Here is a 12279-nt window from a genome sequence, read left to right on the forward strand (position 1 = left end):
ACACTACCTCGACAACGCGACCCGTTTTAATGCCCAGCCGCTTTAACTTCATCTTCAATGAACGTACAACGCTCCGTGCCCGCTTTATCGCTGATTGCTATCTGGCAATTCAAAAAGCCTCTTGCATGGAGATCCGGGTAACGCGCCTCAATTGCCTTTTTGACGCGTCTACCACGCGCGATCATACGTTCACGGGAGCCCGGCACATTCGACGAGTAGTGATAATGCACCAGTACCGGTACAGCCAGACCATGCTTGATATTAAGATTTGTGAAAATCTTGATCCCTACATCCAGGTGGGCCGCGCCTTCTTCTACCGTGCGCAAATGTGCAAAATAAAATTTATTGCGCAAGTGAAGTTCGTTCATGGCCTCTCCCGCGCAAATAAAGCGCTCGTTGTGGCCGATTACGGCGTAGCGCCCGGCATGATATTGAACGACAAATTCGATTTGCGACAGGTTGGCTTCGAGCAGACCCAGTATCAGATTTCGCATGCCTGCCGCCATCTTCCCCGCTCCCTGGCCTGTTCCGCTTTGAGATTCCACCTTGGCCACAGCGTCGGAAATATAGTTGCGTGCAGCTTCCAGATCCATACCTAACGATTGTTGATAAAGCACGCCGTTATCAATATAGCGATCTGGATCGATATCACCGTTCGCATCCGGCAAGTAAATACAAATGGAATCGATGTCCGTATCAACCCCGATTAATAAAATTTCCGGGGCCGCTCCGCGCCCATAGGTATTATTAATCGCGGCACGCAGTCCATTGAGTCTTGCCAGAGCGGATTCAATCGCTTTGTTCGTATCGCTGCCGTGTGCGGCACAGCCTTCATGGCCAGGATTCGAACTACTGTAGTGATAGGCCGCTATTTTCAGATAATTGCGCTCTTCACTACCGGGAAGACCGCCGGACAAACGTTCAAGTTCACGATGCGCCCAGTTGGCGATATCTTCCTCGATATCAAACATTGCACCGGCATAGGATTTGACAAATACAGACTCACTGGGTGCGAGTCGAAGTATAAAAGACAACAATCCTTGCAGACGCCCATCCGAACAGGGGCTGATGTTTACGGTGTGGTATCCGCAGGATTGTATGTAATCGGTATGCAACGCATTGACTTCACGCCAGGATGCCTGATCAAACCGCACCTTGGCGACACATTCCTTGAAACTGCGAAAAGTACAGTATGAATGCAATGCGCGTAAGTTTAATCCGGATACCCAAGCATCCTCGAGCAGATCCAGCGGCAGTTCATAACGCAGATTATCCTTCGCGATACGTTGCGCATGCGTCACGAAATCCAGTTCGTGCTGATAAATAGAGAGTTTTTTGAGCGTATTCGTAATTGCCGAGAAGCGACTGCGAACGAGCTCTTCATAAATATACAAAAGATCATTTAATTCAGCATCGACGAGCGCGTGTCTGCAGCTTTGGCTCGGGCCCACAGTACAGACCGGTTCCGGACTCGGTACGTTTTCAACTGATAGATTCGTGCTTACATTCATTCTGGTTATTCGCTTACGTGATCGTGATGTCTGTTTGCGGTTACGTATATTCATTATGAGCTACCCTTTCAGGCACGCGCGCCGCCCGAAACAGTCACAACAGCACCCTTGCTCGAATTGCCGGCCGAGCCGGTAATTCGGCTTTCCGGTACGGGTGGGCGTTCCATTTCACGAAAATGCTGCGCGTTGATGCCAACACCCCGGGTCTCGCCGCGCATTGATAAATTACGCGTCAGGGAAGAAGCGCTTTCAGTCCCTGTAATACGATTCTGAGCATGCCAAGCATCATCACCTGTGATGCGTGTGCCCATCTTGCCTTCGCCAGTCAATCGTTGATGGGCGGCAGCTACCGCTTCTTCCTGTGTGATTTGCAAATTCATGCTGTCACGATGGCGAAATTCCGGTGTTCCCGTAATGAGTCCACCTGCTTTATTAGCCGGACCTGTTATACGTTCATCGGTGTAAACATAGCCCGTGATATTATCGTTGGCAATACGCCGTTCTTGTGCTTGCCGCGCAGGCGGTTTAATACTGAAATCGGCCGGGGGAGGTGGCAATACCGGTTCTTCAGAAGTACGTGCTCGAGGGACAAAACGTCCGCTTGATGCGCACTTGCTGGCAATATTGTCTGCTCCGATGTAAGGTGTTCCGGTTACGGGTTCGCAAATACCCCGTTCGTCACCTGTCATTGCTCCTCCATTAGCGCCAGGACGATCGCCTGTAACAGCAACAGCCGGTATGCTGGTGCTATCAGGCAGGCGCGCCTTTTGCGTTTCAAGCGCCGAAGTTCCACAAAAACCACTATATTGGTTGCGTCCAATATAAGGCGTTCCACTTATGGGGGCACAATCGCCATATTCATCCCCCGTAACTTTCTGGGAGCGGCCCACATAACTTCCCGTAACTGGCTGACCGCGCCATGTCTGGTCGACCAATACTTTGGCAACAGGGGGTACAGGGGTGCTGACAGTGCAACCTTCCGGATTTGCACCGACATAATCTGTCCCGGTGACGGGTTTGCACCCACCTTTATCGTCACCGGTTATCTTTGGGCTATGCCCGACCTCCGTTCCAGTCACTGTACCATTTGCAAGCGTTTGCATGGAACTTACTTTACGCGGTCCGTTGGCCTCACATAACTTTCCGAAGTCGGAGGCAGTATAGTACTGCGAGCCGGTAACCGGACGGCAGGAGCCAGGTTCGTCACCGGTAACTTTGCCGGAACGACCGACTTCAGTACCGGATACCGGAAGATTGTCCTGCGAACTCATTACACTGACTTTATGTGGGTGAGACGGTGGCTCCGATCGACAGACATCTTTAAACTGCTCGGCTGAAAGATACTCGGTTCCAGTAATATTGCTGCGACAAGCACCCGGTTCATCACCGGTGATCTTTGTGGTATGCCCCACCGCTGTACCGGTAACCTGCTGATCATGTCCGGTGTGTGAGACAATTACCTTCTCGGGCGCATCATCCGCGGTCTGGCGCGTGTAGTTTGTACCCGTAATGGCCCGATCGGCGCCGTATTCGTTACCCGTTACCTTTTGCGTATTGACTACTGTAGTACCGGTGACTGCTTTCTCTTTTTCAGTCCAGGCAATATTAACTTTTGCCGGAGTCGGCGCAGGTTTGCTGGGGCAAAATTCATCAAAGCGCTCTGCAGCCAAGTATTCTGTGCCAGTTACGTTACGGCAGGCACCAGGCTCATCGCCGGTTACTTTTATTGAGCGACCCAGTTCGGCTCCGGTTATCTTGTGACTACGCAGCGTACTGCTGACACTTACTTTAGTCGGCGCAGGTTCTGGCCGTGTAGTACATAAGCTCTCAAATTGTTCGGCACCAATGTACTCTGTACCAGTGATGGCGCGACAGGAGCCAGGCTCATTACCGGTAACCCTTTTACTTCGTTCTACCATTGTTCCTGTTACCTCATGGTCGGAAAGGGTATGGCCTTTTTCGACCTTGGGAGGCACGTGTAACGATTGCGTGGTACGCATACGTCCAGATGGACGACATTCCTCGTTACGGATACCGGCAAAACCAGCAACAGACCGTACCAATCGACGCTGCATAGCCACTTGACGGCCAGTAGCGCCTTTAACTATTGCAGTTTGCCAATCCATATCCGGCATTGCGGTAGCAATTTTAGCGACTTGCGATACCCGTTTTAATCCAGACTTGCCATCCTGGGCTAACGCTGCGCGTCGAGCGCGCGCAAACGCACGACTGCTCAAATTAACAAGCGTCTTATTATGCACATTTGATGCTGCCGGTGCAGAGTCAGCACGAATTTGACCGCTATTTATCTCGGCGGCATCATCTCTTGTAATAGAAGAACCTCGTTTGATACCGTCAAAACCGCTATTACTACGATCACTTGATTTTTCAGTTATTTCTTGAGAAGTTGCGGTTGGCAGGCTGCTGCGTTGGTGCTGCGTACGTTTGCGTCCACTTGGCAAGCCGGATGTGGCCTTCACAGCAGCCTTACCTAATTGGTTCATTGCATTACGCCGGGCGCGGCTAACGCTGCGACCACTATTTATTGATACAGTGTCAAAGTCTACTTGATCAATACTTGCAACGACAGTCTTTCCTGTAGAGGGAGATTCCTGCTTACTATTATTGCAATCGCAATCATCACAGTCACATGATTTTTTTGAAATACCTTCTTGTTCAATGATGGTTGACGGCATGTTGTGCTGGTGCTGTGGGCGCCTGCGTCCACTTGGCAAGCTGGATGTAGTCTTCACAGCGGTTTTGCCTAATTGGTTCATTGCATTACGTCGGGCGCGACTAACGCTGCGGCCATTATTCACAGTTGCAACGTGTTTACTGGACGCAGAATCTAAAGTTGTGAAGACCGGATCGACAGATGACGTGGTTGAGGCAGTATTACTAGTGTTGTGTACTGCTGCTGACTGCTGATTAAATTTTTTATTGGTCATACCTGTCTTGCCATGTAGCGCCATTACCTTACGACGCCGCAAAGCTAGATCACGCCCCGATAAAGTAGCAACGGCAATACTATCTGAGACTTGCCTCATTACATACCTCTAACAATTAATATTCGGTTTCGATTATCGATAAACAACGAAAGCCAATCCCTGACTTTGGGTGTAATTATCGTAGGCGACAAAACGAACCATATGATCGGGGAATTCGCGATGACAGGCTTCGATCTCAGCCAGTACCGCTTCTACCGATTGCTCACCGAACAAGGGCAATTTCCACATGTACCAGTAGTTGCTGTACGCATCGGCACCTTTTTCGGTGTGTTCAACTGCAGGGTTCCAACCCAGACTGATGGCATAAGCGATTTGGCGGCTTACCTGATCGGGCGTCAATTGCGGTAAATATGAAAAAGTTTCATACTTGCGTGTAGCTTTATAGGCTTGAACAGTCATTTCTATTTATCCTTTCTTGCTTAAGAGTAACGATTCATAGTCTCATGATCCGAGAGCAGCAAATTTTGTATCAAATTTTCTCAACACCATAATTTAGAACCACTATTTGCATTACTTGTGTGTAGCATCCAATTTATCTACGGTATCAAACTCAAATTTGATTTCTTTCCATGTTTCCATGGCGATCTTGAGCTCTGGCGAGTATTGCGCCGCTGCCGTAAGAATCTCCTTACCCTCTTTCTCAATCGGACGACCTTCGTTACGCGCCTGCACACATGCTTCCAGCGCAACCCGATTAGCTGCGGCGCCAGCTGCATTACCCCAAGGATGGCCCAGCGTTCCGCCACCGAATTGCAACACGGAATCGTCACCAAAGATGGTTACCAGCGCAGGCATATGCCATACGTGAATACCGCCGGAAGCTACTGCGAAAGCACCGGGCATCGACCCCCAGTCCTGATCGAAGAAAATACCGCGTGCACGGTCTTCAGGAACGTATGATTCACGCAGCATGTCGATCCAGCCCAAAGTCGCTTCACGGTCACCTTCAAGCTTGCCGACCACGGTACCGGTATGCAGATGATCGCCACCGGACAGGCGCAAAATCTTGGTTAATACGCGAAAGTGAATACCGTGATGCGGATTACGATCGATTACCGCATGCATTGCACGGTGAATATGCAGCAACATGCCGTTGTCCCGGCACCAGTTGGCCAATCCTGTATTGGCGGTGAAACCACCGGTAATGTAGTCATGCATGATAATTGGCGCACCGATTTCTTTAGCGTATTCGGCGCGTTTATACATTTCTTCCGGCGTTGGTGCGGTGACGTTCAAATAATGCCCCTTCCGCTCTCCCGTTTCCGCCTCAGATTTGAGAATGGCTTCCATGACGAAGTCAAACCGTTGTCTCCAACGCATGAACGGTTGACTGTTAATGTTTTCATCGTCCTTGGTGAAATCCAGGCCGCCACGCAGGCATTCGTACACGGCGCGACCATAGTTTTTGGCTGACAAGCCCAGTTTAGGCTTGATCGTACAACCGAGTAATGGACGTCCGTATTTATTCATCACGTCGCGCTCAACCTGAATACCCAGCGGTGGGCCGCCACAGGTTTTAACGTAAGCGATTGGGAAACGAACGTCTTCAAGCCTTAACGCACGCACCGCTTTGAATCCAAATACGTTGCCCACCAACGATGTAAACACGTTAACCACCGAGCCCTCTTCGAACAAGTCGATTGGGTAAGCAATAAAAGCAAAAAAACAGGTGTCGTCACCTGGCACGTCTTCAATGCGATAAGCACGGCCTTTATAGAAATCCAGATCGGTTAATAGATCGGTCCATACCGTGGTCCAAGTTCCTGTAGAAGATTCGGCAGCTACAGCAGCAGCAGCTTCCTCGCGATCAACACCTGGTTGGGGAGTAATTTTAAAGCAAGCGAGAATATCGGTATCGAGAGGAACATATTCCGGCATCCAATAGGTTTGTCGATATTCCTTAACACCGGCATTGTATGTTTTAACAGCCATCTTGCAATTTCCTATTATTGAAAGTTCTATTTAAAATTTCTCAATAAATAGTTGAGAAATTATTATAGATCGAAGAATTATTAAAAGGATCTGTTTGTAATGCTTCACGAACTATATGCCAAGTCATGAATTAAAACAAATTAATAATTCTGATAGTTATGATAATATTTTATTTATACATAGGTTGTAACTGCTAACCCCCAAAAGAAATTAAAAAAACACTTGACAGGTTTTCAGGCGGCAAAAATTTGATTTCGTACCATAGCAAGAAACTCCCACACTAACTGCCTTATAAGCGAAACCCGCGAAGGGGGAAAGTATCAATGCATGTATGAGGGGCGGATCATCCCGTATTAGCGATGAAATTTCTGTAATGGAAATGGAGTGAAGGGGATGTGTTGGCTCGGGTAAAGCACTTGCCAACCCGGTTCGGGGACGGGCGTATGCTTTGCCTGTAGTATTAGCATTGAGAGGTGCTAATGGAATGGCCGGCAGGAGCTGTATGAATCGAGAGATTCACGTACGGAGTCTGTGAGGAGCTGGAGGTGAAATTCCTCCGGCTTACTCGACCGAAATTTGAATATTAACCGACATTAACTCAGTTGCTATCAGCAATTTTTGAGACACAGCAATTTTTGAGGCACTGACAAAAAATCAATAGGAAAAGATTTCATTCAACTGACTAAATGACGCGCCGGGCGAGGTTCCGCCGCCAATTGCATACAGCCGTCCGTCAGCCACTGCCACGCCTAAGCCATGCCTTGCTGTCGGCATGGGCGCCATGATCATCCAACGATCTTCGTCGGGAAGATATTTCTCGTTATTGTCAAACGTGCCTTCACCTGACTCTCCACCGAGCACATAAATATGTCCGTCGATAACGCCTGCGCCAATACCGCTGCGCGCAGTCGGCAAATTCGCTTTGAATTGCCACTGGTTAGTTGCAGGGTCATAAGCTTCTACCACGCTGGTGTTTTGCCGGTATTTCAAATTGGATCGTCCGCCGATTGCGTAGATTTTGGAATTGGCCGCCGCAATTGCAAGATGATCGCGGGGCGCCGAAAGGGGTGCGGCGATTGACCAGGAATCCGTTGCCGGGTCGTATATTTCGGTAGCGCCTGTGTTTTGTGTGCCGTCGTAACCGCCAATTGCGTATATCCGGCCCTGATAAACGGTTACGCCCAAAGCGCCGCGTGCTGTTGGCATTGGCGCGCGTTCGCTCCAAGTCTGCGTAGCAGGGTTATACTGGTATACTGTATTGACGGCATGCCAGACAGTCAAACCGGATTTGGCAAATCCGCCTATAACATATAAAAACCCATCAAGTGCCGCAATGCCTGTGTGGTGCCGTCCTTCTGGCATAGGCGTTGATACGGACCAGCTATTCGCAGCCGGATCGTAGACCTCAACATTCCGGCTGATAGCAAAATCCAGAATGCTGCCAAGGCTAGGCCGGTTAAAACCACCGACAACATAGATTTTGCCGTCAAGTGCGGCTGCAGCGATTTCAGTACGCTCGCTTGGGGCAGGGGCGCCCTGGCTCCAGACTCCGGGTTCGGGATTTGCATGAATCAACGGCACATGTCCAAACGAACACAAAAATATCAGCAGTGTTATTAGGAGTGGGTGTATTAACATCGGATGCCCTCCAGTGCAATGTTATTCAGAAAGTCCGTCATTAAACCTAAAATCCTCACTAGATCGCTACAACTATGGTCAATCTTATGAAATAAAACTGATATTTCTTTATACGCTACGCACCAAAAGGGTGGGTCACGCTATGATGCTTATAGCACACTGTTCTTCCTTTTTTGCTGCGTTGCAATTCGTTGCAATAACGCGTTATTACGCCTCATTGCGTCTTGCCAAAAAGGAAGAACAGTGCACTCTAAACACCATCCAACTGAATAGATGATTCTAGGTTAAAATGTTGCATCTTTAACTTTCAGCAAAGTAGAAAATCCCCTGCCAGGCGGGGCTTAGAACAATGTTTACAGAGTAGTTTCACCGAATCAATGGTTAAATACTATCGATACGGCAGCTTGATTAGACCCAGTCTTTTCCGGTCAAGAAATCGGTATAAAGCCTGTTTTCCTCACTGCCGCTTTCAGGTTTCCAGTCGTAGCGCCATTTAACAACAGGCGGCAGTGACATTAGTATGGATTCCGTGCGTCCGCCGGTTTGCAGGCCAAACAGTGTCCCGCGGTCCCAGACCAGATTGAATTCAACATAGCGACCACGCCGGTATGCCTGAAAATCACGTTCTCGTTCGCCATAAGGCGTGTCTTTACGGCGCTCCAGGATGGGGCGGTACGCATTCAGAAAATTACTGCCGACATTTTGCGTCAGGTTAAAACAGGTTGCAAAATCCGGCTTGTTCCAGTCGTCAAAAAATACCCCGCCGATTCCACGTGGCTCGTTGCGGTGTTTTAAAAAAAAATACTCATCGCACCATTTTTTCAACCGCGGATAACATTCGTTGCCAAAAGGCTGTAATGCATCTTTGCAGACCTGATGAAAATGAACGGCGTCTTCTTCAAATCCATAATAGGGCGTCAGGTCCATGCCGCCCCCAAACCACCAGACCGGCTCGGCGTCTTCCTTACGTGCTTCGAAATAACGTACATTCATGTGAACCGTTGGCGCATAGGGATTGCGTGGATGTAGAACTAGTGAAACACCCATAGCTTCAAACGATCTGCCAGATAACTCCGGGCGGGCCGCAGTCGCCGATGCGGGCAGTCCGCTGCCAGAAACATGTGAAAAGTTGACGCCACCACGTTCTAGTACGTTACCTTCTTCGACCACCGCACTTGTTCCGCCACCGCCGCCGGGACGGTCCCATTGGTCGCGTCGGAAGCTATTGCCATCAATCTGTTCAAGCCCAGAGACAATGCTGCCTTGCAGCCGGGTCAGATATTCCTTAACTTGCGTTGTGCTCATTCGATCTCCCGTGTTATAGCGTATTCCGCCTTATAATCGCCATACGCAATTCATGTATGCCTTTTATTTTTCAAATTTTGGCTTGCACTCTTTTATTATATTGTTTATATCTACAAATAAATGCGATTGCAAAAATTTGATGTGTAAAGAGTGTCTATTGTTAAATAAACGATAAAGCCAAGGCATGATGCCGTTGCCATACTTTTTACGTTTATAATACTGAATTTGGCTGGCCTGCTGCATATTGTACCTGTTATATAACATGATTAATCTGGCTATTGCATCAATTGCTGGAATTTGAATGCCGAACTGTGTTGAATTGCGTGCTCGCGACCGCAGACGCAGTTATTCTGCGGCATAGGGAGCATGTGCGTTCAATTCAACACAGGGCAAGTTAAAAACCAGCAAGGGATCCGTGGGTACAAACTGTACTTTCGTTAGAATTTATGAAAACGGTGCAAGTGACGATAAAAATGTACAAGCTGACTGGCATCAATACAATGATAAAAACATTTACAGGAAAACTTACGCATGTCTGGTAGTTCATTTGGCAGGCTTTTCAGTGTTACATCATTTGGCGAGTCGCATGGCCCTGCAATCGGTTGTGTGATTGACGGTTGTCCACCCGGTCTGGAAATCAAGGTATCTGATATCCAGCATGAACTGGACAGACGCAAACCGGGCACCTCCCGTCATGTAACACAGCGTCGCGAATCCGATACGGTGGAAATTTTGTCCGGTGTATTTGAAGGTAGAACCACGGGCACATCGATCGGATTACTGATCCGTAACGAAGACCAGCGTAGCAAAGATTACAGTAAAATTATGGATGTATTTCGCCCCGGTCATGCTGATTATACTTATTGGCAAAAATACGGTATTCGTGATTACCGTGGTGGTGGCCGTGCATCGGCGCGCGAGACTGCAGTACGAGTTGCTGCTGGCGCAATTGCCAAAAAGTGGTTGAATGAAAAATTTGGAGTTGTGGTACACGGTTATATGTCGCAGCTTGGGCCGATAGAAATTCCGTTCAAACAATGGGAAGATGTCCATCAGAATCCATTTTTTGTGGCGGATAGCAGCTATGTAGCGCAGCTTGAAACTTTTATGGATCAATTACGTAAATCCGGTGATTCTGTGGGCGCAAAAATCAGCGCTGTTGCAGAGAATGTGCCGGTAGGCTGGGGCGAACCGGTTTATGACCGTCTTGATGCCGAAATTGCATATGCCATGATGAACATCAATGCAGTTAAAGGTGTTGAGATTGGCGCAGGCTTTGCAAGTGTGGCGCAGAGCGGTACCGAGCATTCCGATGAAATAACACCGGCAGGATTTCTCAGTAATAACGCAGGTGGTATTTTGGGCGGAATATCAACCGGGCAGCCAGTTACTGTCAACGTCGCCATTAAACCGACTTCCAGCATACGTCTAGGCAGACGCTCCATTGATAAAAACGGCAAACCGGTGATTGTTGAAACACATGGCCGGCATGATCCGTGCGTCGGCATTCGCGCAACGCCTATTGTCGAAGCAATGCTTGCCTTGGTGTTGATTGATCATGCATTACGTCACCGTGCGCAAAATGCGGATGTTGTTTGCCATACACCGAAAATCAAAGGCAATGCCAGTTACATAAGCCATGTCAATGGAAAAGATAGTGCTGGCCTTCCCTTGAAGGAAGATCCGGAGCCCGAAGAAGGATAATTTGTACTGCTGGCAAATAAACAAGAAATTTTGGGACAATGACGTTTGTCCTTGACAAGAAAGGTTAAATCACTCATTGCCGCCGCCGCGAACAATATGAAACGAACGAAGCAAACTATCTGCCGACACATATATGTTCCGGGCATGATTGTACGATTTATAGCACCGGTCGAAAGAAAATAAATAATAGTTAGCAGCCCGCTGCCTGCTTCAATCTGTTATAATCTTCTCCCGTCTGCGAAGCAGTAGCTTGGTAATACAGAACATATCACAAGCGCAAGCGCCCGTAGCTCAGTTGGATAGAGTACTTGGCTACGAACCAAGGGGTCGTGGGTTCGAATCCTGCCGGGCGCGCCAGTTGATTGTTTTGCAGTATCTAACTCTAACGAATAAGATTAGATCGCGCGTGGAACGCGCCGCGATCTGAATCGTTTGTTGGACGAGCCCGGTTATTGATTGACTATGGAAATATATCCGGGTGGTTTTCCCGGTCTGGGTGTGTCTTACATGATCTGATGAACAGATCACTGAACGGCAACATTGCATTGCCGTTTTTTTGTACCTGAATCTGTGTTTTTGACCGGATGACAGGGCAAAGGAGGCAATTTCAACCCGAGTTGGGTTCTCCCTGTCTGGCACGGATTCTGGTGATGTGGGCGTGGTAGCGTTTACATGAGCGACGGCTTCCTTTCAGTTTAGCTACTATTGAGTATTAACGATTGATTGGTTTTAATCGAGTGCGCACGATTTGCATTACGCCTCGCCAAAACGGGTAAATCTGGTAACTGGATTATTAAGATTTCAGTTTGATATCTCATATATATGCAACTAACGTAAAGTTAATGGGCACGCTTTAGGGCTTCCTCCTTGCACGCCATGTTAGAACTTTTCTCATAGCCAGTGGAATATCGTTGTTTCAATTGGTCAGTGGTTGCGCCAAATAGAGTTATAACCGATGAGTAATCGGCGATTGGGGACTGTTGTAGCATGGCAAGTAGTTTTTTATTTCAGACAAAAAGATACCAGGTCTTGCAATACAACATCACAGCTCCATGCCAGCCTTAAACTAAAGATCTTACACAAAACCGACAATCACTTTTCAAATCGAAAGAAAGTGTTAGTCAAGAATGCATGTGTAGCATTACCGCCATCCGCCAGCATTTTCAGTCTCGCTCGTTTTG

Annotated in this window: 7 protein-coding genes and 1 tRNA gene; 2 read left to right on the forward strand and 6 right to left on the reverse strand. The window is 48.3% G+C overall.

From position 1 onward, the window contains the following. Positions 1 to 26: 26 nt before the first annotated feature. The 6 genes from BMY60_RS01995 to hemF all read right to left on the reverse strand — a co-directional run bounded on the left by BMY60_RS01995 (position 27) and on the right by hemF (position 9394). Positions 27 to 1511 (reverse strand): carboxysome shell carbonic anhydrase, encoded by a 1485-nt coding sequence (locus BMY60_RS01995; RefSeq protein ID WP_090330808.1) that lies wholly within the window; start codon positions 1509 to 1511, stop codon positions 27 to 29. A 68-nt stretch (positions 1512 to 1579) separates the two neighbouring features. Next, positions 1580 to 4015, reverse strand: a complete 2436-nt coding sequence (locus tag BMY60_RS02000; RefSeq protein ID WP_256250631.1) for a CsoS2 family carboxysome shell protein — start codon at positions 4013 to 4015, stop codon at positions 1580 to 1582. 576 nt (positions 4016 to 4591) lie between these two features. Further along, positions 4592 to 4918, reverse strand: coding sequence for a ribulose bisphosphate carboxylase small subunit (locus tag BMY60_RS02005; protein WP_090330810.1), 327 nt, complete (start codon positions 4916 to 4918; stop codon positions 4592 to 4594). A gap of 111 nt (positions 4919 to 5029) precedes the next feature. Then, a complete protein-coding gene (locus tag BMY60_RS02010) occupies positions 5030 to 6451 on the reverse strand; it encodes a form I ribulose bisphosphate carboxylase large subunit (protein WP_090330812.1) in 1422 nt (473 codons plus the stop codon). A 654-nt stretch (positions 6452 to 7105) separates the two neighbouring features. Next, positions 7106 to 8089, reverse strand: coding sequence for a Kelch repeat-containing protein (locus BMY60_RS02015; RefSeq protein ID WP_090330813.1), 984 nt, complete (start codon positions 8087 to 8089; stop codon positions 7106 to 7108). Positions 8090 to 8497: 408 nt separating this feature from the next. Next, entirely contained in the window at positions 8498 to 9394 is an 897-nt protein-coding gene (gene hemF / locus BMY60_RS02020; protein ID WP_090330815.1) for an oxygen-dependent coproporphyrinogen oxidase, read from the reverse strand. A gap of 531 nt (positions 9395 to 9925) precedes the next feature. Here hemF and aroC point away from each other — a divergent pair. Then, complete coding sequence (gene aroC / locus BMY60_RS02030; RefSeq protein ID WP_090330818.1) at positions 9926 to 11098, forward strand: chorismate synthase; 1173 nt, start codon at positions 9926 to 9928, stop codon at positions 11096 to 11098. 280 nt (positions 11099 to 11378) lie between these two features. Further along, positions 11379 to 11455 (forward strand) — tRNA-Arg (locus BMY60_RS02035). Positions 11456 to 12279: the final 824 nt, after the last annotated feature.

It is taken from the genome of Nitrosomonas sp. Nm51 (assembly GCF_900111165.1).
Classification (GTDB): domain Bacteria; phylum Pseudomonadota; class Gammaproteobacteria; order Burkholderiales; family Nitrosomonadaceae; genus Nitrosomonas.

Coding starts and splice junctions, on each gene's coding strand:
- BMY60_RS01995 (WP_090330808.1), bottom strand. CDS start 1,511: ATGAATGTAAGCACGAATCTATCAGTTGAAAACGTACCGAGTCCGGAA.
- BMY60_RS02000 (WP_256250631.1), bottom strand. CDS start 4,015: ATGAACCAATTAGGTAAGGCTGCTGTGAAGGCCACATCCGGCTTGCCA.
- BMY60_RS02005 (WP_090330810.1), bottom strand. CDS start 4,918: ATGACTGTTCAAGCCTATAAAGCTACACGCAAGTATGAAACTTTTTCA.
- BMY60_RS02010 (WP_090330812.1), bottom strand. CDS start 6,451: ATGGCTGTTAAAACATACAATGCCGGTGTTAAGGAATATCGACAAACC.
- BMY60_RS02015 (WP_090330813.1), bottom strand. CDS start 8,089: ATGTTAATACACCCACTCCTAATAACACTGCTGATATTTTTGTGTTCG.
- hemF (WP_090330815.1), bottom strand. CDS start 9,394: ATGAGCACAACGCAAGTTAAGGAATATCTGACCCGGCTGCAAGGCAGC.
- aroC (WP_090330818.1), top strand. CDS start 9,926: ATGTCTGGTAGTTCATTTGGCAGGCTTTTCAGTGTTACATCATTTGGC.